The following is a 25,397-nucleotide window of genomic DNA, read 5'->3' on the forward strand; positions in this document are numbered from 1 at the left end:
ATGTCAAAATTCAAAAAAATTTCTGCTAGTGAATTTGAAACATCTCGTTTTTACCAACTCCCAAAATTTTTATTTGAAGATGGTCATTTTTCTAAAATGACAACTGACGCAAAGGTTATGTATGCTCTATTAAAAGATCGTTTTGAATTATCCAAAATCAATAACTGGATTGATGAAGAAAATAATATATATCTACTATATACAAATAAACAATTATGTTCCATTTTACAATACGGAGAACCTAAAATTATCAAATTGAAAAAAGAGCTAGAAAAATTCAATTTAATTATAAATGAAAGACAAGGACTAAATAGACCTAACAAAATATACCTTTTAGAACCTAGTTATGACAAGGAACTAACAAATCGTAAGTTCCAGAACAAACAAATTATTAGTTCAAGAACTAACGAAAATATAGTTCAAGAACTAACAATTTGTAAGTCTAATGATACTGATATTAATGATACTGAGAATAAAGAAACTGAGAATAATGATACGTATGATATGAATGATAGTGAACATATAGCCAACCCTAATACTTCTCATTCGAATCATCCAAATCATCAATCTAATGAATTTGATAATAATGCCTTAAAATATCATTTACTTCAAGAAATTCCCGATCAACTTCAAACCTATTTAAATAACTTTGAAGTTGATGAAATACAAATTATTAAAAGTGTCATACTTAAAGCTAAATCATCATTTAATAATGAAAAGAATACAGTATACATGTTAGAAGATATTGAGTTTGAGATGATTAATGTGCTCAAACGTTTTAAAGCAACATTAATTCAAAAAAGCGAAAGTGTCGAAGCCATGCAAGGTTATTTAATGCGTTCAATTAAAACAGAACTCGAAGAAATGCATTCCTTAAATATGCGACGTCAAAACGCGCCACAAAACCATATATTCGACACATCACACTATTTATGATTGAACGTATGTCGCCTTGAATCTAAATATTTCGCAAAAAAATACGTCCGTTGGATAATCAAATTTAAATAAGATGGATGATGTTGTCGCGCATACATCACTAGATCTTGAAATTCTATAAAATTGTGATTTTCAATCATATCAATAATGTTATTAAACACTTCGGACTGACCTTGATCTAATAAAAATTGGTTTAAGTCAAAACCACAACCACTTTCAATATCATTGATATCATAAAGCGTTTTATCTGAATTAGAGGCATGAATAAAATAATCAAACATGCCCTTAGGAGACATAATAATTTCAATATGCCTCGGTGTATTTAAGTGTTGTTGAAGTAGTTCAGAGACTTGAGAATAACTTTTTAAAGAATCAAAGAATAAAGCACCGTGTTTATGTGATTTTTTGATTAATCCCGTTGATTGATCTATATCTTGATTGTGCCACGGGCTTAAAATATAAGGAATATGCATCTGTTCCAAAATATCTTGATAGTTAGATGGCGTGCTTTCTTCATATATTAAAAAAGCCCACTTATTCGAACGCTTATCTTTCGTCATCATGGACATCCTTTCTGTGATTATTGATTAATGATGCCATGGGGGGTCGTAGTAACCCCATGGCACTGTTAAGATACACATGCGTTGTGTTTATCACTTCGTGTACCACAACGCATGTGTATCTTAACGTTTGTGGCCTGCAAACCATAGATAACGATGATGACGTTGAGGTTTTGAAAAGTAATAATTCGGGTGCATATGTGTAATTTCTTCATGAATTTGAGGTTCAATCTTTTTTAATATATCGTGAGCTTGCTGTTTCCGGGGAATTTTAATTGCCACACGGACTTCATTTTGACGAACATCAACGAGCGATTTTCCAACCATTTTATTAAAGTATTGCTGGACAGAATTTGTTTTACTTTTGCCGTTATTTTGCCAATCCTGAGTCGTGTCTGTGTCAACATCTTGTTTAAGATAATGTCGTAAAACCATTGTGTGATAAACAGATTTGATATGATTCGTGAGTTGATCTTTCAATAAACGAATCATTAAATCGATAACTATTAACATCAATGCTAAGACTAATAAGTAAAATGTAAGTTGATATACACCATTTGAAATGATTGTGATATAGTGTGTGACGTTTCGCGTATCGATAATATCAATTTGAGACACAATAAAGTTTAATAGGACAAAGAGTTTACTAACCATAACTGTCAAAATAGCGAACAGGAACAAGTAAATGATAATATCATACACACGCATGAAATAGGTTTTCCTCATCACAATACACCTGCTTTCGTATAGTAAGTCGGACATAACAAGGGTAAGACTTGATAGGGAGATTCACTATCAATCACTTGGATTAGACCTGTCCCTTTACCAATGGGTATCACAATACCTTCTGGATCTAAATCGGGGAATAAAAATTGTGTGGTTTTTTTATTAATATTACCGATTTGAATCAGCACATTGAGTTGTTCTCTAACGGAAACCGGGATGGTTTGATGATCAAATCGTTGAGACACCAGTAATAAATGAACTTTGGTGGCACGACCTAATAAAGCAATTTGAGATAGTAATGAAAAGAACGCGTCTTTAATGGTCTTATTCACACCTTCAGCTAAAGCGAGCACTTCATCAATCACAATGGTTAGGTGATCAAATTGATAGTCTGGATCGTCATAAAGAATGGTTTGTCGTTGTTGAATAACTTGAAGGCAATGACTTAAGTTTTCATTAATTTCAGATAAAAAATCAGACTTAGATCGATTTTGATGAGGGTGAATCACAGTAATATCATGAATACGTGCCCAACGGCTCGGTGTATCAAACTTAGGGTCAACAATAATGAGTTCTGATATCGGTTTTAATACACTTAGTAAGTACGTCAGCATATAAGATTTACCACTGCCTGAATTACCTGCGATCGCTATAGATGTAATGTTTTGATAGTTTAAAGTTAATTGTTTCATGATCGGAATTTGTTGATTCGTTAGAGACGACGTAAAACGATCTAAATCAGAAATCACTAAGCGTTCTGATATCCCTTGTTGCCATGGGAAAAACAAAGCGCGTTGCGTATGAATATCGTCGGTATCCATAGGTACGAAATACGCAGAATTCTGTTTTAACAATGTGAATTTGGGATATAAAGCTGCACTCGCAATGAGAAATATTTTTTGATATAAGTCATCGTCCACAATATAGCCTGCAGGCAGGCGAGGAAGAAAGTAAAAACCTTCTTCCGTGACCTTGCAGGTGAAACTATTGGTATAACTGGTTTCGCCTTGCATCATGGATCCTAGTGCCATATTTAAGCTTTGTAGGAGATATTGTTCGAGCTCTTTGGCTGTCATTATTTAACCTCCTTCAGATCTGAAGCTTTGAAGTAAACATCATAACGGACTTCACAAGCTTCTAAATGATCAAAAGTAATGACGCTCATATAATTAGGTAATGTCACTTCATTTTCGAATTTAACTGTGAAGGGCGGTAAGCCTTCTTGAACAAACCAGGCTTTATACGCAATAATTTCTCCGGTAGGCTGATTATTCTCAAAACGCTGTTGCGGATAAAGTTCTGTACTTAAGCTATAAATGGGTTTTTTATTATCAATATAATTGGAAGCTATTTCAGTTGAATAGCCACCTTTTTTGAAATTAGATTGAATTTTCATGTGAAACATCCTTTCTATCCTATTGATGCGCATCGTTTAGGAAATATAAATAGAATTAATCAAAGATATCTGTGATTGATTAAATTTTCGCAAATGAAGTGATAAAATAATAGGTGAAAAAATTTATTCGGTTTTTGGAGGTAATAGCGTGATTATCATTAATAACAAAGGAATCAATGACTTAGATTTTAATTATTGGATGAATAATCAATTAACTGATGACAATATCGAAGAAATTTTAGAGGGGTCTGATTTAAGTATGGAACAAGAAATTTTTAAAAGTAATTATAAAAAATTCTTGGAGATAGATGGCAAAAAGGAAAGATGGTATTCTCTGGAAGAAGCTGCGTATATTATTAATGGGAATTATTTTTCAATTTATGAGGAAGATAGCAAAAAGCGAAGTGTCACAACAGACTATGTAAAAAATAAAAGTAATGATATCTTAAATAATATAGAAAATGGAACAAACCAAAATTGGAATAAATATCATTACCCACAAAAAAGGAAGTTTGCATTCAAAAAAGTAAAGTATGTTAATGAAGATATGATCGATGAAATATTAAGAGATGATGTAACAAAACCTGAAAAAATAAAACGAGGTAATATATCAATCGAAGAGTTGCTACCTAATCAAAATAGAATAGCAAAATATATTAGACAGAATGAGAATATACATAATAAAAGTATAATGATAGATTACCTAAATCAATTAAGTGATACACTGGCAAAATCATTAGACGACGTACGTTATTTTTCAAATAAACTATCATTATTTAAATCTGTTATTAAAGATTCTAGAGAAATAGCACAAAATATACATAGGGATCACGATATAGATAATAAAGAAAAATATGAACTTCTGAAAAAAGAATATAGTAATTTTTTAGAAAACTGTATACGTTTTTCTAATGAATATTTAGATATACTAGATATCAAAAATATTTTTAATATTTTTGATACTAAGAAAATTGTTTTAAATCTGTCTTATTATACGAAAATGTGGGAGGTTCCTGATATTAATAATGAACAACCGATAAATAATAATTTACAAAAGTTTGTTGATTTGAAAAAGAAGAAGTATTTAAATAATGTACATTGGAGTAAAAATAAGATACTTAAACAATTAAATGAAATTGAAGTTAAACCCGTTACTTTAAAAGATGGTACTAGTGAAACAGAACGCGTGGCAGAGTGGATGTATAGAAATAAAACAAAAGTTGTTTATGAAATTATAAATAAAGAATTTGATGATGTTTATGATTTACTTAACGGTATGTTGAAGTCTGAATACACAGAACTTATGGGCTATATGAGAATATGGCATAACTTAAGCAAAAATTTATAAGTCTTAGTAACCTGTTATACACTTTAATTGGAGGAGTTAACGTGTATTTCAAAAATATGGATTTCTTGATTGACCTATACAAGAATTTTAACGAAGTAGGGATTTTTGCAGTAATATATATTATATATGCGCTTATTCAAATTCTAAGTCAAAATATTTTATATAAAAGACAAAAGATGGAAAGAGTAAAAACACTGATAATCAATATAATTTTATACATATTTATAACACTAGTAGCATTAATGTACTTGTTAGCAATGATTTTTTATTCACTCAGTGCATATCCTAAAGAAGAAGTGATTAAATATATAACAGATTGGGATAAAATTAGTTTGCCAGCTATATTACTTGTTCTTTATTCGTTATTATTCCCTATTTTTATATTTCCATTTGTAGGAAAACGACGTAGAAAAAACTATTTTGCAGAAAATGTAAATAATTGTATTATTGAAAGAGAAATTATAGATAGAGTGAGTATTAATGGTAGAGATAAATTAATTCTAAAAGATGCCTTAGGATATCAGACAGAAAAAGATATAACAGGAATAAAGGATTTAAAAATTAGTACATCTCAAAAAAAATCTTGGTTAACGTTAGAAGACATTAAAATAGCTACGATGAGTCTAAGAGATAAACAATTACTGTTAAAAATGATTATAGGTTTAATAATATTTGGGGTCCCTACAGGGTATTTTGTGTGGAACTTCATCAGTGTCGTTGATGATTGGGATAGAATAATGCACGCAAATGATATATTTATGTATATGGGTCTTTTCACGTTACCATTAATGGTAACAGTTGAGTTATATGTAGTTGCATTTATTATTACCAAAAATTTATTTAAAAAGAAAAAATGATAACAAATTTAGATTAAGAGAAAATAACTTATCAAAGGTCGTATATTAGAACATGATATATATAGTTCGCCTATCTATCAAGAATCAATCTAGTCGCAGAGAGGGATCATTACTTTGCTAATCATTTTCGTTAATTGGACTATAACATTGGTTGGTGGAGAAATGTAAAAGACTATTATTATTGATTTTGTAGGATTTTTTTGGTTAATAAGTCTTTTCTTATACTATCAACAATACGGTAATTAGCTTGTCAAAGGATTTTACTCTTTCCAATCAATTGTGGATTTGTATCGGTGTAGAAAGTATTTTGTACCAAGCGTCTACCTGCTTTATTTCTAATGAAAAATCAGTTAGTAAATCTTTAATCATTTTTCTCTTAGAAAACCAATTTGAACGGTTCTGAGAAATATAATATAAAGATAAAAAATTGACATATGATTTATACAGTGCTAAAATTTAAAATGTATATAGGAGAGGTCTTGCCACAAGTAGACATTGAAAAAATAGAGAGTCCATGCTAAAAGTTGGAATTGAAAAAATGGAGAGGTCTTGCCACAAGTAGACATTGAAAAGCGACCAAATATTTGGTCGCTTTATTTTTATACTGTAGGAGAAATTATGAAATTATACTATGTTGATGAAGATTATATTAATGAATTAAGAAATGTAGATGAGAGAGTATTATTAAATAAATCCACTCGTCCTTATTTAGGAGTTGTATTATCTATTAATGATCTTAATTATTTTGTCCCCTTAAGTTCCCCTAAAGAAAATAAAAAACTAAATAATCAACTATCAATAAAATTGTTTGAGGTTAATAATATTCAAAATAGATTAGGATATCTATTATTTTTAAATATGATACCTGTTCCTGATAAATATCTTTCTAAAATAGATATGCAATACATAAAGGAGCAAGATTTAGAATATTATAACTTATTAACTAACCAATTAATTTTTATTAGGCAAGAAAATCAAAGAATCGTAAATAAAGCCCAAAAAGTATATAAAAATGCTGTGATAAAAAAAGTTTCATTTTTTGAATCAATGTGTGTAGATTATTTAGCATTGGAAAGATATGTGAAAGATTTAAAACAGTAAAAAAGATAATTCTGTCAATAATTCCCCTCAACATACTCAGAAGAATTTTAGTGTAAAGTCTTTGTAATTGTCTATCTTAGTTAATTAGATGTTTACTATTATTTCTATATTAATATATAGCTAAAATTAATAAAATAGAAGTCATTAGCTGAATTACTTATGAATCAAAATAAATTTTATATACAAAATGTCATTTTTGAGTACGCTCTAAATAAACAAAAATAGTCCTCTTATTAAAATAAGAGGACTATTTTTGTTTAAAATTATTCAAGACCATTCGCTTTCTAACATACTCATTTGCCATAAATTATAATATTCTCCATTTAATTTTCTAAAGTCTCTTTTTTCTCCTTCTTTTATAAATCCAATCTTTTTGTAACTTTTAATAGCTGATTTATTAAAGGCAAAAACACCTAATTCAATTCTGTGTAGTCCCAAATCTTCAAAAGCCTTTTTCAATAATTTCTTTATTATTTTAGGGCCTAATCCTTGGCCACGCATTTGCGGATCACCTACTAAAACTTTACTTAACGTGGCGGAACAATTTTTAAAATCTATATTATTTAAAGCAATATGACCTATAATTTTTTTTGAATTATTTTCTTCAATGATAACTTTATAAATTATTTTACTAGAATTTTCTTTATTTGTGTCTTTAATATATTCCTTTAATTGTTCTTCATCTAGGGGATAATTAAAATCTGTACCTGCCCATTTGACTAAAAGTTCAGGAGAGTTTATCCAGTTTATTAATAAATCAAAATCTTTCTCCTCAAAATATTCAAACTTAATCAATAAATTACTCCTTAAATAATAGGTTATTAACTATAAAAATTCAGTGAATGTTGCAATATAAACAACCACTACAATTTTTTGATACTTTCTTCATCAACTTTCTATCTTAAATTTTCGATTTTTTATAAAGCGTTTTGTATTATCTAAATAACTCTTTACAATTTACTGATTTTTAAGCTTTTGCTAATAGATTTATGCAACTTTAATATTATAAGTAAATCTATGCACTTCATCATTAAATTTAAATTCTGCCCAAATTTTATACATCCCTTTTTTAGGAAAATGAGCATAAAAGGTTGTAGAATCAGGTGATTCTGGGTGAACATGAATATAATCAGTTAATTGCTCATCAAATATAATCACATGTCCTAAAGCTCCTAAATAAGGTTGGGGAGTTAATTCTGTATTGAAAGTTAAAGGGACATGTTCATCTTCTTTAGCACTTATAGAATTTAAAGTTACATGAACTCCTTTGTTAACTTTTACCCAATTTTTATCAGAATTTAAAGATGTTGTAGAGGTTATTTTATCTCCAATTTGCAGTTCAATAGGATGAACGGAATACACATGGTTTTTTGGTGTAACATCAACAAAAGCCTGGTAAGTTCCTGGCTCTAATTGTTGGTTAATTATAAATAAACCTTCATGCTTTTTTTGAGGGTGTAGGTGGTAATATTTCTCCATGTCATTAGATACTAAAACGAAATGCATTTCTTTTTCATGCATAGTATCTAATAATGGGGCATTATTAAATTCATCTTCTAACGTAATTTCTATATTACCATCTCTATATACAACATTTGCTTTAATTTCGGGTTTGTTTGAATGATATTCATGATTATGATTCATATTTTTATCCTCCTTAATTTTTAATAAGGGCATATCATTAAACGATATGCCCAACTATTTAAATTATTTAATTACATCGTAACCTTGATCTTCAATAGCTTCTTTAAAGTCGTTGAAAGCTACTTGATTTTCATCAAATTCAACTTCCACATTCCCATTCGCCAAGCTTACTTCTGAAGATGTTACACCATCTAATCCATTTAATGCTTTTTCAATTGAATGCTTGCAATGGTCACAGCTCATACCTTCTACATTAATAACTTCGTTAGTCAATGTTGTCACCTCCTTTCAAGAAATATAAGATTCTTATAATTTCATACGTTTTAGACGTAAAGCGTTTGTGACAACACTTACAGAACTTAAAGCCATTGCTGCTCCCGCAACCCAAGGTGCTAGCAGACCAATTGCTGCTATAGGGATACCTGCAACATTGTAACCAAACGCCCAAAATAGATTTTGGCGAATATTACGAATTGTAGATTTACTTGCTTTTATTGCTTTTGGAATTAATAAAAGGTCTCCTCCTAAAATAGTTATATCAGCAGCTTCGATTGCAACTTCTGTACCTGTACCAATGGCAATACCAATATCTGCTTTAACTAGTGCTGGAGCATCATTGACACCATCTCCAACCATAGCTACTTTTTTACCTTCAGATTGAATTTCTGCTACTTTAGAAGCTTTTTCTTCTGGTAAAACCTCTGCAATAATCGTGTCTATACCAACTTGTTTTGCTATTGCTTGTGCGGTACGTTTGTTATCACCAGTTAACATAGCAACTTCAATACCTAATTCATGAAGTTTTTGAATAGCTTGTTGGGCAGTATCTTTAACTGTATCAGCTACAGCGACAACCCCTCTCAATTCGTTATCTACGCTTATAAGCATTGCAGTTTTTCCTTCTTTTTCAAATTGAGCGAGATTTGTTTCAGCTTCATTAGTTTGGATTCCTTTTTCACTCATTAGTTTTCGATTTCCGACAAAAAGTTCTTTACCATCAATTGTTGCATTTATACCGCGCCCTGGTATAGCTTCAAAATGGTCTACTTCTAAAAATTCTAATGATTTTTCTTTAGCATAACTTACGATAGCTTCAGCTAGTGGGTGTTCAGAACCTTTTTCTGCACTAGCTAACAATTGTAATGTTTGATCATCTCCACTAAAATCAGTGACTTCAGGTGTGCCATTTGTTATAGTGCCAGTTTTATCTAAAACAACTGTATTAATAGCGTGTGTACCTTCAATGTGTTCTCCACCTTTAAATAGAATGCCATTTTCAGCAGCTTTTCCGGTACCCACCATTATAGAAGTAGGCGTAGCTAAGCCTAACGCACAAGGACAAGCGATAACTAATACTGCTATTGCAGCAACTAAGGCTGGTTCAAATTGTCCCGGCTGAACTAATGAAATCCATATAATAAATGTGAAAATCGCGATACCTACAACGATAGGTACAAAATATCCAGAAATAATATCTGCTAGTCTTTGTATTGGCGCTTTAGAACCTTGCGCTTCTTCGACAACTTTAACAATGGAGGCAAGAGCTGTATCTTTACCAACTTTTGTTGCTTCAACAGTAATTGCTCCATTTTTATTCATTGTTGATCCTATAACATTATCATTTTGCATTTTTTCAACAGGAATAGATTCACCTGTCAACATTGACTCGTCAATTGAAGTCATACCTTTAATTATTTTGCCATCTACTGGTATTTTTTCTCCTGGTTTGATAACTAAATAGTCTCCTTCTTTTACCTCACTTAAAGGAACCATAGTCTCTTCACCGTTGCGTAATATACGTGCTTCTTTAGCTTGTAAATTCAACAATTTACTTAACGCATTTGTTGTTTGTGTTTTAGCACGTGCTTCTAAATACTTTCCGAAAAGAATTAAAGTAATTAATACAGCACTTGTTTCAAAATATAGGTGTGGCTCATAATTTGTATTAATTAACCACTTAATCGATTCATAAATACTATAAAAGAAGGCTGCGCTTGTACCTAAAGCGACAAGAACATCCATATTTGCTGACCCATTACGAAGGTTTTTATAAGCGCCTACATAAAATTGCCAACCAATAACAAATTGAACAGGCGTTGCTAATACAAATTGGAACCACGGGTTCATAAATATATGTGGTATTTGAATACCAAATAAATGAACGAACATTGTCATTAACAATGGAGCTGCTAAAACAGCTGAAACAACTAATTTAATTAACTGTCGTTTTAATTGTTTTTCTTTTTGGGAACTTTTTTCTGATGCTTCTTTTTTAGGTTGTGCCTCATACCCTAGGTTTTTAATACGTTGTTGAAATTCATCTACAGACGTCATATCAGGGTTGTATTCTACAGTAGCACTTTCTGTGGTTAAATTAACTGTAGCCTTATTTACACCTGAGATTCGATTTAAAACTTTTTCGATTTTATTCGAACAAGCTGCACACGTCATTCCCATTACATCGAGATCCACTTTTTCGGTTAAAACTCCATAACCTGTTTTTTGAATTGTATTTGCAATATCTTCTAATGATGTAACATTGGGGTTATATTCAATTGTAGCTTTCTCTGTAGAAGGATTTACATTAGCGTTAACTTCATCTAATTTATTTAGATTTTTTTCTACTTTATTCGAGCAAGCTGCACATGTCATGCCTGTGATACCTAATGAGGTTTTTTTAATATTTTCACTCAATTATTTCTTTCCTCCTATTTTGAAAATTGTTTTAATACAACCATCAATTCTTTGATACTTTCTTCTCCGTTGCCATTTTTAATACCTTCACTTACACAATTAGATATATGGTCTTCAGTTACTATAAAACCCACTTGTTTTAGGGCTGATTGTATTGCTGTTATTTGTACTAGTACATCTATACAATATCTATCTTCTGCTATCATTGATTGTAAACCGCGCATTTGTCCTTCTAATCTTTTGAGTCTATTGAGCAATGCGTCATTGTTTTTAACAGTAGTAGTGTTCAATTTCACCCCTCCTCATATACCCTAACGGGGTATCTCTTGTTGGAATCTATATTATACCCCTAGTAGGTATAAGTCAATACAAAAGTTTCATATAAAAAATTAATATTTATAGTTTGTTTTAAGAGGTACACTTGTATAAAATGTATGCTAAAACTTATATTAGGAGAGATATATTTGGATAAAAATATACAACTTGAGCTTTACACAAGACCTACATGCTCTGATTGCCAAGAATCAAAAAGGTATTTAAACTCTCAAGAGATTAGTTATAGTCATAAAGATGTAAGTCAAAATTTGGACTTAGAAGAAGAAATGAAAAAAATATCAGGCAACCGAATTGTTCCCTTATTTGTTTTTTATAAAAAAATTTTTTGGGGTAAAAAAAAGTTGTTTAAATATTACGTGGGATTTGAAAATAACAAAAAAGATATATTAAATATATTGGAATAATTAAATAAACGAGGCTGGGACATAATTTCTAACAAATTAGCCAGTAAATGAGTTTATTATAAATTCATTTACTGGCTTCTTTATTTACAATACTACGTATTGTTGGCTCGTTTTCTTAGGGGACAGCTTCAGCCTGTAGTCTTCAACTTGTCCTGTTCCCTCAAGAGTCTCGCCAAAATACTTTGTATTTATATGTAATTTTACATTGAAATACTTTAAAAAAATAAGGCACTTTCGTATAATTTAATAAATGTCACTAAACTAAATTAACGAGGTGCCTTATGTATAAAGATTATAACATGACTCAACTTACTCTACCATTGGAAACTTCAGTTCTTATCCCCACAAATGATATTTCACGACATGTCAATGATATTGTAGAAACAATTCCTAAAACTGAATTCGATGAATTCAGACATCATCGTGGTGCAACCTCATACCATCCCAAAATGATGTTAAAAGTCATTCTATATGCCTACACACAATCTGTGTTTTCAGGACGTAAGATAGAAAAATTACTTAATGATAGCATCCGGATGATGTGGTTATCACAAAATCAAAAGCCTTCTTATAAAACGATTAATCGATTTAGAGTCAATCCAAAAGTAGATGCTTTATTAGAATCATTATTTATTCAATTTCATAGTCAGTGTTTGAAACAACATCTTATAGATGATCAAACCATTTTTATTGATGGTACGAAAGTTGAGGCGAATGCCAATCGATATACATTTGTATGGAAAAAAAGTATTCAAAACCATGAGACAAAGATGAATGAAGATTCTAAAGCACTCTATCACGAATTGGTAACAAATAAAATTATACCTGAGATTAAAAAAGATCACGATAATGACTTAACAAAGGAAGAAATAGATTTGATTGGTAGTCATTTGGATAAAGAAATCGAAGATTTAAATCAACATATCGATAATGAAAAATGTACTAAAATAAGAAAACAAATACGGCTCAAAAGAACTAAAATTAAACAATATAAAAAGCAAATTAATGATTACTCTGGGCGAAAGTATAAATACGACGTCCAAAAATCTATTTTAAAGGATAGAAATAGTTATTCTAAAACAGATCATGATGCCACATTTATGAGAATGAAAGAAGATCATATGAAAAATGGACAACTCAAGCCAGGTTATAATTTACAAATAGCGACAAATTCTCAATTCGTTTTATCTTATAATGTGTATCAAAATCCGACTGATACAAGAACGATGATACCATTTTTAAATTCAATTCAAGAGACCTACGGTCATTTACCTGAATATATTGTAGCTGATGCAGGTTATGGTAGCGAGCCCAATTATATGGCAATTATAGATGATTTTAATCGAATACCACTTATAACCTACGGTATGTTTATAAAAGATAAAACTAAAAAATATAAAAGCGACATCTTTAACACTCAAAATTGGGATTATGACGAAATTAACGATGAATATATTTGTCCAAACAATAAGCGATTGGGTTTTAAAAGATATGCCTATCGGCATGATAAATATGGGTTTAAGAGAGACTTCAAATTATATGAATGTGATGATTGTTCAGAATGTCCTCTGAGACACCAATGCATGAAATACAATTCAAAAACGAATAAAAAAATAATGAAAAATTATAATTGGGAATATTTTAAAGCCCAAATTAATAAAAAGCTTTCAGAACCAAAAATAAAAACCATCTACAGTCAAAGAAAAATTGATGTGGAGCCTGTTTTTGGATTTATGAAGGCTATTTTGGGTTTCACTCGAATGTCCGTTCGAGGGATAAATAAAGCCAAAAGAGAACTAGGATTTGTGCTAATGGCACTTAATATAAGAAAAGTAACAGCTCAACGAGCTGAAAATAATCAAAAAAATTATAAAAAAGACAATTTCTATATTATTTCAATAGAAATTGTCTTTTTTCACTTATCCAGATACTTTATGTCCCGAACTCGTTTATTTAATGATGATGTTGACTGTCTTCTTCTTTCACGATACAAAACAATTTTTCACTATGATTATTGTTAGAAGTTTCAGTCTGTATTGTGACATGTTGAATATTTTGATGATTGAGTTCATGTTCTATACGTTTAAGTAAAAACTCATTTTCAGTAATGGTCATTGTATCTTCTACAACAATATGACAAGATAACGCGTTTAATCCGCTAGTTACTGACCAAACATGAAAGTCATGAATATTTTTAACTTCTTTGAATTTTTTAATAGTTTTAATAATGTCTTTTGTATTTATATTGCTTGGTGCTCCCTCCATTAATACATGAAGACTTGATTTTGTTACATAAAAGCCGCTACGTAGTACTAAAATTGCTACAATCACACTTGCTAAAGGATCCGCCCACCCCCATCTAAAAAATATAATGAGAAGGGCTGCTATAACTGCACCTATAGATCCAAGCATGTCGCTTATTACATGCAAATATGCTCCACGCATATTTAAGTTTTCTTCTACATCGCTCCCGCGCAGCATTATCCAAGCCACAATAATATTAATAAACAAGCCTACCAAGGCGATAATTAACATACCTGTAGAAGCTACCTCAGGGGGGTTTTTAAATCTCTCAATAGCTTCATAAAAAATATAGATAGCTATTAACATCAAAGTAATACCATTAAGTACAGCTGCTAGTATTTCAAACCTTTTGTAGCCAAAAGTTTTATTTGTATTAGCTTGCTTCGCTCCTAAAGTAAATGCAATTAAAGCAATACCTAAAGAAATAGAATCACTTAACATATGACCAGCATCTGAAATTAACGCAAGACTGTTAGTAAAGAAACCACCTAACCCTTCTACAATCATGTAACTTGTAATAATAATAAAACTAATTAATAAAGTCTTTTTGTTCGCGCCATGTGTATGATTATGATTGTGATCGTTTTCCATTTAATCCCTCCTCTTTTTAATGATGAAAAATATTTTCTATAATTTGAATTTTTGTTTTTATAACTATAGAGTTAAAAAATATAAAATTTCAATTAATGTTTTGTTACTCGAAGAAAATCATACTAACTTATGAATATATGCTCATATATTCATAAGTTAGTATGATTTTTATCCTTTGTCAATATAGAAATGCTTTGTATTTTGTATATTAAATAAAAACCCTACTTTGCTTTGGACAGTAGTGGGATTTTTGCATATGATAAACCACACTTCACTTGCTAAATATTAACTATATTATAATTAACAAGTGATAATTTCTTTTTAGAGAAAATAATGTATTCACGCCTTTAGGCGTGAATACATTATTTTTTTTTGAATAGTTTAGAAAAGATAGATTGTTTTTGTTCATTTTTTTTTGATGCTTTTGGAGTAATGATATCTTCTTTTGAATCTATATTATCAGTTTCTATTTTTTTGGTATTACTTAATATATTTTGGCTATTTAAATTCAAAGATTGTTCTTGTTTTAATGCAATTGTTAAATCGTCAATTTGTCGATTCTTTTGTCGTTTTTTTATTTAAAATTGTTTTTAGATAATCTATTGTATTATCATCTATTAATGATTTGTTACCTACTTTGTTTACCTTCAAATTTGAAGGTAAACTTTTTAAATGATAATGAATTGTTTGTTTAGAGACATCTAAAAGTTCAGAAACTTCCTTTACAGTTTTCATCAAATAACTGGGTCTCCTTTACTTTTTCATTTTTTGTAAAAACGCTTGACGTTCTTCTTCTGTATACGCAGATGTCTTAGATGTGGTTGGTTCATAAGTGTTATTTTTTAACCATTGTGGCGTCATTTCACGGCTTATATATTGTTTTGGTTTGCCTGTACTTATCATATTAGATTGTCGTTTCGAATGAATACGTTTCTCAGGTTCAAAAGAAAATTCTAACCATTCAATCTTTCGTCCTTTTTTAGCTTTAATTTTATTAATATTGAGATTTTTAAATAAAAAGGGTTCTGTTGCAAAGTAAAAAATATAGCTAATCACTAATATATCATGTCAGTGTTCGTTTAACTTGCTAGCATGATGCTAATTTCGTGGCATGGGGAAAATCCGTAGATCTGAAGAGACCTACGGTTCTTTTTATATAGAGCGTAAATACATTCAATACCTTTTAAAGTATTCTTTGCCGTATTGATACTTTGATATCTTGTCTTTCTTACTTTAATATGACGGTGATCTTGCTCAATGAGGTTATTCAGATATTTCGATGTACAATGACAGTCAGGTTTAAGTTTAAAAGCTTTAATTATTTTAGCCATTGCTGCCTTCGTTGAAGGTGCCTGATCTGTAACTACCTTTTGAGGCTTACCAAATTGTTTAATGAGACGTTTGATAAACGCATATGCTGAATGATTATCTCGTTGCTTACGCAACCAAATATCTAATGTATGTCCCTCTGTATCAATGGCACGATATAAATAGCTCCATTTTCCTTTTATTTTGATATACGTCTCATCAATACGCCATTTGTAATAAGCTTTTTTATGCTTTTTCTTCCAAATTTGATATAAAATTGGGGCATATTCTTGAACCCAACGGTAGATCGTTGAATGATGAACGTTTACACCACGTTCTCTTAATATTTCAGATATATCACGATAGCTCAATGCATATCTTAGATAGTAGCCAACGGCTACAGTGATAACATCCTTGTTAAATTGTTTATATCTGAAATAGTTCATACAGAAGACTCCTTTTTGTTAAAATTATATTATAAATTCAACTTTGCAACAGAACCATATCTTCTCTATTGTTATGAGTTACAATCCATTAATACATATTGTAAAAAGAAAGATAATTCATGACAATGAAGTAGAAGCCGATAGATTTGTTCTTAATAATATTAACAAAAATGAATTTAAAACTTATGCGGAATCTATTATGGACTCCGTATTAAATATTCCATTTTTTAATAAAAATATATTAAGCCATTCATTTAATGGTAAAAAGTCATTACTCAAAAGAAGATTAATTAATATAAAAGAAGCCAATTTGAAAAAACAGTCCAAATTAATTCCAATTTTTATTTGTATTTTTACTTTTTTGCTCATGGTAATTCAAAGCCAGTTTTTGATGGGGCAATCCATAACTGATTATAATTATAAAAAGCCCTTACAGAACGATCACCAAATTTTAGATGAAAGTAAAAATTTTGGTTCAAATAGTGGATCTTTCGTCATGTACAGCATGAAGAAAGACAAATACTATATTTATAATGAAAAAGAAAGTAGAAAGAGATATTCTCCTGATTCAACTTATAAAATTTATTTAGCGATGTTTGGACTTGACCATCATATCATAAGTGATAAAAATTCACGTATGTCATGGAATCATAAACATTATCCTTTCGAGTCTTGGAATAAGGAACAAGATTTAAATACAGCAATGCAAAATTCAGTTAATTGGTACTTCGAACGTATTAGTAATCAAATACCAAAGAACTATACTGCGGCTCAACTCAAGCAATTAAATTATGGTAATGAAAACTTGGGAAGTTATAAAAGCTATTGGATGGAAGATAGTTTGAAAATATCTAATCTTGAACAAGTAATAGTTTTTAAAAATATGATGGAACAAAATAACCATTTTAGTAAAAAAGCAAAGAATCAATTATCTTCTTCATTATTGATTAAGAAAAATGAAAAGTATGAACTGTATGGGAAAACAGGTACAGGTATAGTAAACGGGAAGTATAATAATGGGTGGTTTGTAGGTTACGTAATTACAAATCATGATAAGTATTATTTTGCTACACATTTATCAGATGGAAAGCCGTCTGGGAAAAATGCTGAATTAATCAGTGAAAAAATATTAAAAGAAATGGGTGTTTTAAATGGCCAATAAGCAAGTTGAAATATCTATGGCTGAATGGGATGTTATGAATATAATATGGGATAAAAAATCAGTATCAGCTAATGAAATTGTAGTTGAAATTCAAAAATATAAAGAAGTTAGCGATAAAACGATTAGAACATTAATCACAAGACTATATAAAAAAGAGATTATAAAACGATACAAATCAGAGAATATTTATTTTTACTCATCAAATATTAAAGAAGACGATATTAAAATGAAAACTGCTAAAACCTTTCTTAATAAACTGTATGGAGGGGACATGAAAAGTTTAGTGCTGAATTTTGCGAAAAATGAAGAATTAAATAACAAAGAAATTGAAGAATTGCGAGACATTTTAAATGATATTAGTAAAAAGTAATTAGAGATATGTTTCAAACATAATACATATGTAAACTATGCTTGACTCTTATTAAATTAGTTTTGTTAATAACATTTAAAATATTTTATTAAATATGAGAGTGTCCAGAAAATAACCATTTTCTGTACACTCTCTTTTTATATCTAGATATATAGCTAGTATACATATTTTAGTGTTCAATAACCCAACAGAAAATCTATGTTCATAAATATGGTTAGAATTAAGTTATGGTACAATGAAAATCTACATAGGAGGTTTGTATTTTGAAAATAGGTTATGCAAGAGTCTCAACTGGTTTGCAAAATTTGAATTTGCAGGAAGATCGATTAAATCAATATGGTTGTGAAAAGATATTTAGCGATCATATAAGTGGATCAAGAAGTAAACGTCCTGGTTTAGATAAAGCTATTGAATTTGCGAGGTCAGGAGATACGATTGTTGTTTGGAGACTAGATAGATTAGGACGTAACATGGAAGATTTAATCACATTAGTTAATGAACTTAATAATCGAGGCGTGAGTTTTCATAGTTTAGAAGAAAATATAACAATGGATAAATCAAGTTCTACAGGACAATTGTTATTTCATTTATTCGCAGCATTTGCAGAGTTTGAACGTAATTTAATTTTAGAACGTTCTTCAGCGGGGCGAATGGCAGCTCGTGCTAGAGGACGCTATGGAGGTCGACCCGAAAAATTAAATAAACAAGATTTGACTTTACTCAAAACACTTTATGATAATGGAACCCCGATTAAAACTATTGCAGAGCAATGGAAAGTTTCACGTACAACAATCTATCGTTATCTCAATAAGTTAAATAACCAAGAAAATAAAGATAAATAAAAAATATTACTGAGTTTTAAGAAAGATAAAAGTTAGACAGGATACACCCTAATCATACAAAATAAGTTGTTGAAATTATCGCAATTAGAACGTATGATTAGGGTGTATATTAATTATGGAGTGAAGATGAATGATTATAGGTTATGCGAGAGTATCATCGATAGATCAAAATTTAGAAAGACAATTGGATAATTTAAAGACGTTTGGTGTGGAGAAAATCTTTACAGAGAAACAGTCGGGAAAGTCAGTGGAAAATAGACCTGTATTTCAAGAAGCACTCAATTTTGTCAGAATGGGAGATCGATTCGTTGTGGAATCTATTGATCGTTTGGGACGTGATTATGATGAAATTATTGAAACTGTGAGTTATTTAAAAGAGAAAGACGTTCAGTTAATGATTACCAGCTTACCTATGATGAATGAAGTGATTGGCAATCCATTACTGGATAAGTTTATGAAAGATTTAATCGTTCAAATTTTAGCAATGGTTTCAGAACAAGAGAGAAATGAAAGTAAACGTCGACAAGCGCAAGGAATTCAAGTTGCGAAGGAAAAAGGCGTATATAAAGGGCGCCCCTTACTTTATTCACCAAATGCCAAAGACCCACAGAAACGTATTATTTATCATCGCGTGGTGGAAATGTTAGAAGAAGGGAAAGCAATTAGTAAGATTGCGAAAGAAGTTAATATCACAAGACAGACAGTTTATAGAATTAAGCATGATAAGGGATCATCTTGATAAATGGGTCGTCAATGCAAATAAGAGGCTCTCACAGAGTCTCAAAACTCATATTATATTATTGAAATGATCTTTTAATAATTATACAAGAAAAAAGAGAGTGCGAATTCGCACTCTCTTTTTGTGTAGTAATACTATTTAAATTTTTTATCAATAATGAACGTAATTTAGAAATAATATTTATTGGTATTTCAAGAATATATATATAATTATTTACTAAGTCCATTTAAAAAAATTTGAGAGAACTTGTTCATAAGTTTAATTCTTTCATTAATATTTTGTTCATGTGTAAAGGTAACAATTCCATTAACAGCGTTTGCTGCTATTTTACTAACAGCATTAACATCATTAATACACCATTCGCCATTTAAATTACCCTCCTTAAAAATTACATGATAAGCATCTATATATTTGTTTTCTAATTTATTCATTTTTTCATTAATGCTATTAGTTTTATAATATTCAGTGCAAAATTCAATTATTGCGTTTTGAAGTGGATAATAGTATTCGGTTGTTAAAGATAGTTCATTATATAAATAAAATTTTTCTCTATTAGTTTTACATTTGATTTGTTCCTTTTTCCACTGTTCTTGCCATTTAGATTCTTCTATATTTAAAATTTCTAAAAATAGATTTTCTTTTGTTTTAAAGTGATAATAAAGATTCCCTTTACTACTTTCTGATAATTTAACAATTTCTCCAGTAGTAGTGGCATTATATCCATTTTTTATAAATAATTCCTTTGCGACACCTAGTATTTTATCTTTCAAGTTCATCACGCCTTTAATGAGTATTAAGTACTATCAATGATAGCACAAAAAATTCAAAGAATAATTGTATAACACAATACAGCCATTTAAATTTCGCAAGATTTTTTGTTGTAATATGTAAAAAAATAGATTATAATCCTTATAGACCGGTCGAACGGTCTATAAGGATTGGAGGGAACTTAAATGATTTCATTTTTTACAAAAACTACTGATATGATGACATCAAAAAAAAGATGGACTGCACTAGTAGTATTAGCTGTTAGTTTGTTTGTTGTTACAATGGATATGACAATATTAATTATGGCTTTACCGGAATTAGTAAGAGAGTTAGAGCCTTCTGGTACCCAACAGTTATGGATAGTTGATATATACTCTCTTGTTTTAGCTGGCTTTATAATTCCATTGAGTGCCTTTGCTGATAAATGGGGAAGAAAAAAAGCATTATTAACTGGATTTGCTTTATTTGGCCTCGTTTCATTAGCTATATTTTTCGCAGAAAGTGCAGAGTTCGTAATAGCTATTCGATTTTTACTTGGTATTGCAGGTGCTTTAATAATGCCAACTACTCTTTCAATGATAAGAGTAATTTTTGAAAACCCTAAAGAAAGGGCCACTGCATTAGCTGTATGGTCAATCGTTTCATCGATAGGTGCTGTTTTTGGACCAATTATCGGAGGAGCTTTACTTGAGCAATTTTCATGGCACTCGGCATTTTTAATTAATGTACCGTTTGTGATAATAGCAGTTGTAGCAGGTTTATTTTTATTACCAGAGTCTAAGTTATCAAAAGAAAAGTCTCACTCGTGGGATATTCCTTCTACAATTTTATCAATTGCAGGCATGATTGGACTGGTATGGAGTATCAAAGAATTTTCAAAAGAAGGACTAGCAGATATTATTCCATGGGTTGTAATAGTATTAGCAATTACCATGATAGTGATATTTGTTAAACGTAATTTATCAAGTTCTGATCCAATGTTAGACGTAAGACTTTTTAAAAAGAGATCATTTTCAGCTGGTACAATTGCTGCATTTATGACAATGTTTGCAATGACATCTGTTTTGTTATTAGCTTCACAATGGTTACAGGTTGTGGAAGAACTTTCTCCTTTTAAAGCTGGCTTATACCTATTACCTATGGCAATAGGAGATATGGTGTTTGCACCAATTGCACCCGGATTAGCGGCGCGATTTGGACCGAAAATAGTGTTACCTTCCGGAATTGGAATTGCAGCCATTGGCATGTTTATTATGTATTTCTTTGGTCATCCATTATCATATTCTACAATGGCTTTAGCATTAATTTTAGTTGGAGCTGGTACGGCTTCACTAGCAGTTGCATCTGCTCTAATAATGTTAGAAACACCTACATCAAAAGCAGGTAATGCAGCTGCTGTTGAAGAGTCTATGTATGACCTTGGAAATGTTTTTGGTGTAGCAGTACTTGGTAGCCTATCTTCTATGCTTTATCGTGTATTTTTAGATATTTCATCTTTTTCATCAAAAGGTATAGTTGGAGATTTAGCTCATGTAGCTGAAGAATCTGTAGTGGGCGCTGTCGAAGTAGCTAAAGCTACGGGGATAAAACAGCTTGCAAACGAGGCTGTAACATCATTTAATGATGCTTTTGTAGCAACTGCTTTAGTAGGTGGGATTATCATGATTATCATTTCAATAGTTGTCTATTTGTTAATTCCCAAATCACTTGATATAACTAAACAAAAATAGTACTAAACATATATTTTTAGATATTGTAGATTAGTTTATTTTTAAAATTAGTAATAGTTAAAAAGTAGAACCATTAATTTTAAATGGTTCTACTTTTTTATTATTAAGTAAAATTATAAAAGACAATTTCTTAAATTAATAATATGATATACCTATATCTAATAATTTATTAGTATTAATAAACCTTGAAAGGATGATTAACTGATGAATAGAGCAGATATTTTTAAAATATTTGATGTAGAACTTAATATAACTATATTTTTAGGAGCACTAGTAGCAACTTTCATCTATTTTATAAGTTACATGAACAATGTAAATGAATTAATTACATTATGCTTAACATTAGCTTTTCCTGCATATTTATTAAAAATTAGCAGATCGTTCGAGGTTATTTTATTAGAGGAAAAAATAAAAAATAGTAAAATCAAAATCTGTGACAAAGATAGAATTGAACGAGAGATACTGGTGAAAAAGAACCTAATAGATGAACTATTGTTTCCTAATAGAGTTATTAAAAAATATACACTGACAATTTTAATTTACAGTATAGGTATTATTATTCTTTTACTACTTTGTAATATGTTAAGTTATGGAATTGGTGAAAATGTCAATTTTATCTGGAGATTACTAGCTTGTTATGTAACGAGTGTCACAGTGATTATAGTTGCCTTGATTATAATGATAATGATATTTGATCTTATAATTGGATTACTATTAAATTTTCAAATATTTTTAAAAAATAAAAAGTATGATGACTTTTTATAATTATTCGATTTATATAATGAAAAATTAAATGATTAAACATAGAAACCTCAAAACAAACCATATTTAATAGAGTTTATGGCGCCTTATACAAATAAAGGCTATGCTGTTAAAGAATTATGTAGCTATCTTCAGATTAATATGGATGATGTTTATACTATTGGCGATAGAAAATTGATTTACCTATGTTTAATACCCTAGATAATTCTTCTGATAATTTAGTTTTTGTTAGAGTTTAACATAACTGATGATTATCAGAAGTTATTTAAAATAAGAGTGTGTCATTACAGTCTAAAGTAATGACACACTCTTTCAATATATATATAATACTAATACTTATTTTTTTCCAAAAATTCTCCTAACACTTCATCAACTATAGCTTTTATAGATGTATCCTTATCTAATGCCATTTGATTTAGTCTTTTTTTTATATCAGTGTCCACTCTCATAGTCGTACTTTTAGATACCGGTTTATAATTTTCCGTATATTTTACCTCAGATGTATCTATGTTATCTAAAAATCCTGCCATAAATATCACTCACCCTCAATTAATCTAATTCTATTAACTAATTCTTCGTAGACTTTGTTAAACATATATATAACTTTTTTGTCATGCATATCTTTATCTTTTATTCCATCAGCGGCAAATTTTTTTATTCTTTCTCTTTGATATATCTGGTTCTCAAAGAGTGCTTCAGAAAATGCTGATTTAGACATATCTAATATCTGTTTATCTACACGTCCACTTTTTTTAATTAATACTGGAACAGCGCCAACCAATTCAAACGATAAATCTGATTCTTTTTTTCGATCCCTTAAAAAATTAACAAATGAAAGACTACTTTCATAAGCAGATTGTTGTGTTTGAAATACCATTAAAATGTAATCACTTGCATAAACAGCATTATTAGTGAAATCAGAGTTAATAGTAGGTGGTACATCAATAAATATATAGTCGAAATCGTGAATTTCTTTAATTTTTTCAACCACATTTTTTAAAATATATCTTTTCTTTAGAATATCTGTCTTTGAAATGATATCGGATAAGTTAGCCAAAGATGAATCAGCTGGTAATAGTGATAATTTGGAAGTTAATTTCACAATACTTTGATCTATATTTCCATTTTTTAGCATGTTTATAAATGAAATCTTTTCTTCCTCAAATTCCGGATAAGTTCTTTTCATAATTTGAGTTGCATTTCCCTGAGGATCAAAATCTATTAAAAGTACTTTTTTATCATAATTTTCAGATGCAATATAAGAAAGTAACGTGGCTACTGTTGTTTTACCTACACCACCTTTAAAATTTCCAACTGTTATTATGCTCAAAATAATACCTCCCATTTACTATGTCTTTACTCTTTACATTAGTTCACTATCCTAATTGGGTTTTTGTTACATGTAACATGTTACTATTGAAATTATTTTTTTTCAATCTTTATTTACTATGTCTTTACTCTTTACATTAGTTCACTATCCTAATTGGGTTTTTGTTACATGTAACATGTTACTATTGAAATTACTTTTTTTCAATCTTTATTTACTATGTCTTTACTCTTTACATTAGTTCACTATCCTAATTGGGTTTTTGTTACATGTAACATGTTACTATTGAAATTACTTTTTTTCAATCTTTATTTACTATGTCTTTACTCTTTACATTAGTTCACTATCCTAATTGGGTTTTTGTTACATGTAACATGTTACTATTGAAATTACTTTTTTTCAATCTTTATTTACTATGTCTTTACTCTTTACATTAGTTCACTATCCTAATTGGGTTTTTGTTACATGTAACATGTTACTATTGAAATTACTTTTTTTCAATCTTTATTTACTATGTCTTTACTCTTTACATTAGTTCACTATCCTAATTGGGTTTTTGTTACATGTAACATGTTACTATTGAAATTACTTTTTTTCAATCTTTATTTACTATGTCTTTACTCTTTACATTAGTTCACTATCCTAATTGGGTTTTTGTTACATGTAACATGTTACTATTGAAATTACTTTTTTTCAATCTTTATTTACTATGTCTTTACTCTTTACATTAGTTCACTATCCTAATTGGGTTTTTGTTACATGTAACATGTTACTTATAAGAAGTTACATAATTTATTGTTTCTTCTTTTTTACTTTGTTACTATTAACTTAGATTTTAATAAAGTAAAAAGCGTTTAGTCGTTGGCCCGACTAAACGCTTTAGGTAATAAACGCTAACATATATACTCTAAATGATGCGTTGTTTATATAATAAGTACATATAATTATATAGTATAAACAATATGACTTCAAGAATGAGATATTATTAAATATAATAACGCGTCTTATTACCTCTATCTAAATATGAAAAAGAAGAGGTTTATATT

General features: G+C 29.7%; 25 protein-coding genes and 4 pseudogenes. 13 read left to right on the forward strand and 16 right to left on the reverse strand.

All coding sequences use genetic code 11. The features are described 5' to 3' along the window. A partial coding sequence (locus tag NSU06_RS11310) for a replication initiator protein A (RefSeq protein ID WP_000032810.1) occupies window positions 1-936 on the forward strand: 936 nt, incomplete at its 5' end. Here the strand turns inward: NSU06_RS11310 and NSU06_RS11315 are convergent. The 4 genes from NSU06_RS11315 to NSU06_RS11330 all read right to left on the reverse strand — a co-directional run bounded on the left by NSU06_RS11315 (window position 927) and on the right by NSU06_RS11330 (window position 3,618). Next, window positions 927-1,496, reverse strand: coding sequence for a replication protein (locus tag NSU06_RS11315; RefSeq protein ID WP_000159079.1), 570 nt, complete (start codon window positions 1,494-1,496; stop codon window positions 927-929). The two genes, NSU06_RS11310 and NSU06_RS11315, sit on opposite strands and share 10 nt — an antisense overlap. A 123-nt stretch (window positions 1,497-1,619) precedes the next feature. Beyond that, entirely contained in the window at window positions 1,620-2,222 is a 603-nt protein-coding gene (locus NSU06_RS11320; RefSeq protein WP_001233000.1) for a hypothetical protein, read from the reverse strand. Next, entirely contained in the window at window positions 2,222-3,298 is a 1,077-nt protein-coding gene (locus tag NSU06_RS11325; protein ID WP_000125496.1) for a hypothetical protein, read from the reverse strand. Before NSU06_RS11325 ends, NSU06_RS11320 begins: the two co-directional genes overlap by 1 nt. Then, window positions 3,298-3,618: a hypothetical protein gene (locus NSU06_RS11330; protein ID WP_000701704.1), complete on the reverse strand. Its 321-nt coding sequence runs from the start codon at window positions 3,616-3,618 to the stop codon at window positions 3,298-3,300. Before NSU06_RS11330 ends, NSU06_RS11325 begins: the two co-directional genes overlap by 1 nt. A 148-nt stretch (window positions 3,619-3,766) precedes the next feature. Between NSU06_RS11330 and NSU06_RS11335 the strand changes: the two genes are divergently transcribed. From NSU06_RS11335 to NSU06_RS11345, 3 genes are all read left to right on the forward strand, one after another. After that, window positions 3,767-4,966 carry a hypothetical protein gene (locus NSU06_RS11335; RefSeq protein ID WP_001831368.1) on the forward strand — a complete coding sequence of 400 codons (1,200 nt, stop codon included), beginning with the start codon at window positions 3,767-3,769 and terminating at the stop codon, window positions 4,964-4,966. A gap of 41 nt (window positions 4,967-5,007) precedes the next feature. After that, the gene (locus NSU06_RS11340) at window positions 5,008-5,823 is read left to right on the forward strand and encodes a hypothetical protein (protein WP_001832799.1); all 816 of its coding nucleotides are present in this window, start codon (window positions 5,008-5,010) and stop codon (window positions 5,821-5,823) included. Window positions 5,824-6,441: 618 nt separating this feature from the next. Beyond that, window positions 6,442-6,924 (forward strand): type III toxin-antitoxin system ToxN/AbiQ family toxin, encoded by a 483-nt coding sequence (locus NSU06_RS11345; RefSeq protein ID WP_001831392.1) that lies wholly within the window; start codon window positions 6,442-6,444, stop codon window positions 6,922-6,924. Window positions 6,925-7,191: 267 nt separating this feature from the next. Here NSU06_RS11345 and NSU06_RS11350 read toward each other — a convergent pair whose 3' ends face one another. From NSU06_RS11350 to NSU06_RS11370, 5 genes are all read right to left on the reverse strand, one after another. Next, complete coding sequence (locus tag NSU06_RS11350) at window positions 7,192-7,719, reverse strand: GNAT family N-acetyltransferase (protein ID WP_001831394.1); 528 nt, start codon at window positions 7,717-7,719, stop codon at window positions 7,192-7,194. Between the two features lie 192 nt (window positions 7,720-7,911). After that, complete coding sequence (locus NSU06_RS11355; protein WP_001831384.1) at window positions 7,912-8,568, reverse strand: hypothetical protein; 657 nt, start codon at window positions 8,566-8,568, stop codon at window positions 7,912-7,914. A gap of 63 nt (window positions 8,569-8,631) precedes the next feature. After that, window positions 8,632-8,841, reverse strand: coding sequence for a copper chaperone CopZ (gene copZ / locus NSU06_RS11360; RefSeq protein WP_001831373.1), 210 nt, complete (start codon window positions 8,839-8,841; stop codon window positions 8,632-8,634). A 33-nt stretch (window positions 8,842-8,874) separates the two neighbouring features. Then, the gene (locus NSU06_RS11365) at window positions 8,875-11,262 is read right to left on the reverse strand and encodes a heavy metal translocating P-type ATPase (RefSeq protein ID WP_001832797.1); all 2,388 of its coding nucleotides are present in this window, start codon (window positions 11,260-11,262) and stop codon (window positions 8,875-8,877) included. 14 nt (window positions 11,263-11,276) lie between these two features. Next, complete coding sequence (locus NSU06_RS11370; RefSeq protein WP_001831396.1) at window positions 11,277-11,552, reverse strand: metal-sensing transcriptional repressor; 276 nt, start codon at window positions 11,550-11,552, stop codon at window positions 11,277-11,279. A gap of 174 nt (window positions 11,553-11,726) precedes the next feature. Between NSU06_RS11370 and NSU06_RS11375 the strand changes: the two genes are divergently transcribed. Both NSU06_RS11375 and NSU06_RS11380 read left to right on the forward strand, forming a co-directional pair. Then, window positions 11,727-12,002: a glutaredoxin family protein gene (locus NSU06_RS11375; protein ID WP_001831374.1), complete on the forward strand. Its 276-nt coding sequence runs from the start codon at window positions 11,727-11,729 to the stop codon at window positions 12,000-12,002. 281 nt (window positions 12,003-12,283) lie between these two features. Further along, a complete protein-coding gene (locus NSU06_RS11380) occupies window positions 12,284-14,023 on the forward strand; it encodes an IS1182 family transposase (RefSeq protein ID WP_340780102.1) in 1,740 nt (579 codons plus the stop codon). Here the strand turns inward: NSU06_RS11380 and NSU06_RS11385 are convergent. The 4 genes and pseudogenes from NSU06_RS11385 to NSU06_RS11400 all read right to left on the reverse strand — a co-directional run bounded on the left by NSU06_RS11385 (window position 13,956) and on the right by NSU06_RS11400 (window position 16,651). Beyond that, entirely contained in the window at window positions 13,956-14,897 is a 942-nt protein-coding gene (locus tag NSU06_RS11385) for a cation diffusion facilitator family transporter (protein ID WP_001831389.1), read from the reverse strand. The genes NSU06_RS11380 and NSU06_RS11385 overlap by 68 nt on opposite strands. Before the next feature lie 362 nt (window positions 14,898-15,259). Then, window positions 15,260-15,632 (reverse strand): annotated as a pseudogene (locus NSU06_RS11390) (replication-associated family protein). Between the two features lie 18 nt (window positions 15,633-15,650). Next, window positions 15,651-15,917 (reverse strand): annotated as a pseudogene (locus NSU06_RS11395) (replication initiation protein); the annotation flags it as partial. Window positions 15,918-15,976: 59 nt separating this feature from the next. Further along, the gene (locus NSU06_RS11400) at window positions 15,977-16,651 is read right to left on the reverse strand and encodes an IS6 family transposase (protein WP_001105960.1); all 675 of its coding nucleotides are present in this window, start codon (window positions 16,649-16,651) and stop codon (window positions 15,977-15,979) included. A 55-nt stretch (window positions 16,652-16,706) separates the two neighbouring features. Here NSU06_RS11400 and NSU06_RS11405 point away from each other — a divergent pair. The 4 genes and pseudogenes from NSU06_RS11405 to NSU06_RS11420 form a co-directional block, all read left to right on the forward strand. After that, window positions 16,707-17,813 (forward strand): annotated as a pseudogene (locus tag NSU06_RS11405) (penicillin-binding transpeptidase domain-containing protein); the annotation flags it as partial. Continuing rightward, entirely contained in the window at window positions 17,803-18,183 is a 381-nt protein-coding gene (gene blaI, locus NSU06_RS11410) for a penicillinase repressor BlaI (protein WP_001284653.1), read from the forward strand. The pseudogene NSU06_RS11405 and the gene blaI, both read left to right, overlap by 11 nt. 263 nt (window positions 18,184-18,446) lie before the next feature. Beyond that, the gene (locus NSU06_RS11415; protein WP_001829991.1) at window positions 18,447-19,025 is read left to right on the forward strand and encodes a recombinase family protein; all 579 of its coding nucleotides are present in this window, start codon (window positions 18,447-18,449) and stop codon (window positions 19,023-19,025) included. A gap of 130 nt (window positions 19,026-19,155) precedes the next feature. After that, the gene (locus NSU06_RS11420) at window positions 19,156-19,764 is read left to right on the forward strand and encodes a recombinase family protein (RefSeq protein ID WP_000583527.1); all 609 of its coding nucleotides are present in this window, start codon (window positions 19,156-19,158) and stop codon (window positions 19,762-19,764) included. 209 nt (window positions 19,765-19,973) lie between these two features. Here NSU06_RS11420 and qacR read toward each other — a convergent pair whose 3' ends face one another. After that, on the reverse strand, window positions 19,974-20,540 hold the full coding sequence (qacR, locus tag NSU06_RS11425; RefSeq protein WP_001832666.1) for a multidrug-binding transcriptional regulator QacR: 567 nt from the start codon (window positions 20,538-20,540) through the stop codon (window positions 19,974-19,976). 177 nt (window positions 20,541-20,717) lie between these two features. On the opposite strand from qacR, the gene qac reads away from it, so the two are divergent. From qac to NSU06_RS11585, 3 genes and pseudogenes are all read left to right on the forward strand, one after another. After that, window positions 20,718-22,262 carry a QacA/B family quaternary ammonium compound efflux MFS transporter gene (gene qac / locus NSU06_RS11430; protein ID WP_002449598.1) on the forward strand — a complete coding sequence of 515 codons (1,545 nt, stop codon included), beginning with the start codon at window positions 20,718-20,720 and terminating at the stop codon, window positions 22,260-22,262. A gap of 204 nt (window positions 22,263-22,466) precedes the next feature. Then, window positions 22,467-23,027: a hypothetical protein gene (locus tag NSU06_RS11435; RefSeq protein ID WP_001077893.1), complete on the forward strand. Its 561-nt coding sequence runs from the start codon at window positions 22,467-22,469 to the stop codon at window positions 23,025-23,027. 63 nt (window positions 23,028-23,090) lie between these two features. Then, window positions 23,091-23,225 (forward strand): annotated as a pseudogene (locus NSU06_RS11585) (HAD hydrolase family protein); the annotation flags it as partial. Window positions 23,226-23,353: 128 nt separating this feature from the next. Here the strand turns inward: NSU06_RS11585 and NSU06_RS11440 are convergent. Beyond that, window positions 23,354-23,554, reverse strand: coding sequence for a hypothetical protein (locus NSU06_RS11440; protein ID WP_000896836.1), 201 nt, complete (start codon window positions 23,552-23,554; stop codon window positions 23,354-23,356). Window positions 23,555-23,559: 5 nt separating this feature from the next. Continuing rightward, window positions 23,560-24,354 (reverse strand): ParA family protein, encoded by a 795-nt coding sequence (locus NSU06_RS11445; protein ID WP_000022892.1) that lies wholly within the window; start codon window positions 24,352-24,354, stop codon window positions 23,560-23,562. Window positions 24,355-25,397: the final 1,043 nt, after the last annotated feature.

This window comes from Staphylococcus sp. FSL W8-1270, assembly GCF_038007165.1.
Taxonomy (GTDB): domain Bacteria; phylum Bacillota; class Bacilli; order Staphylococcales; family Staphylococcaceae; genus Staphylococcus; species Staphylococcus hominis.

Bases quoted from the DNA above. Each gene is read 5' to 3' on its own strand.
- NSU06_RS11440 (WP_000896836.1), bottom strand. From the start codon at position 23,554: ATGGCAGGATTTTTAGATAACATAGATACATCTGAGGTAAAATATACG.
- NSU06_RS11420 (WP_000583527.1), top strand. From the start codon at position 19,156: ATGATTATAGGTTATGCGAGAGTATCATCGATAGATCAAAATTTAGAA.
- NSU06_RS11380 (WP_340780102.1), top strand. From the start codon at position 12,284: ATGTATAAAGATTATAACATGACTCAACTTACTCTACCATTGGAAACT.
- NSU06_RS11345 (WP_001831392.1), top strand. From the start codon at position 6,442: ATGAAATTATACTATGTTGATGAAGATTATATTAATGAATTAAGAAAT.
- NSU06_RS11325 (WP_000125496.1), bottom strand. From the start codon at position 3,298: ATGACAGCCAAAGAGCTCGAACAATATCTCCTACAAAGCTTAAATATG.
- NSU06_RS11315 (WP_000159079.1), bottom strand. From the start codon at position 1,496: ATGACGAAAGATAAGCGTTCGAATAAGTGGGCTTTTTTAATATATGAA.
- NSU06_RS11385 (WP_001831389.1), bottom strand. From the start codon at position 14,897: ATGGAAAACGATCACAATCATAATCATACACATGGCGCGAACAAAAAG.
- NSU06_RS11330 (WP_000701704.1), bottom strand. From the start codon at position 3,618: ATGAAAATTCAATCTAATTTCAAAAAAGGTGGCTATTCAACTGAAATA.
- qac (WP_002449598.1), top strand. From the start codon at position 20,718: ATGATTTCATTTTTTACAAAAACTACTGATATGATGACATCAAAAAAA.
- NSU06_RS11355 (WP_001831384.1), bottom strand. From the start codon at position 8,568: ATGAATCATAATCATGAATATCATTCAAACAAACCCGAAATTAAAGCA.
- NSU06_RS11400 (WP_001105960.1), bottom strand. From the start codon at position 16,651: ATGAACTATTTCAGATATAAACAATTTAACAAGGATGTTATCACTGTA.
- NSU06_RS11435 (WP_001077893.1), top strand. From the start codon at position 22,467: ATGAATAGAGCAGATATTTTTAAAATATTTGATGTAGAACTTAATATA.
- qacR (WP_001832666.1), bottom strand. From the start codon at position 20,540: ATGAACTTGAAAGATAAAATACTAGGTGTCGCAAAGGAATTATTTATA.
- NSU06_RS11320 (WP_001233000.1), bottom strand. From the start codon at position 2,222: ATGAGGAAAACCTATTTCATGCGTGTGTATGATATTATCATTTACTTG.
- blaI (WP_001284653.1), top strand. From the start codon at position 17,803: ATGGCCAATAAGCAAGTTGAAATATCTATGGCTGAATGGGATGTTATG.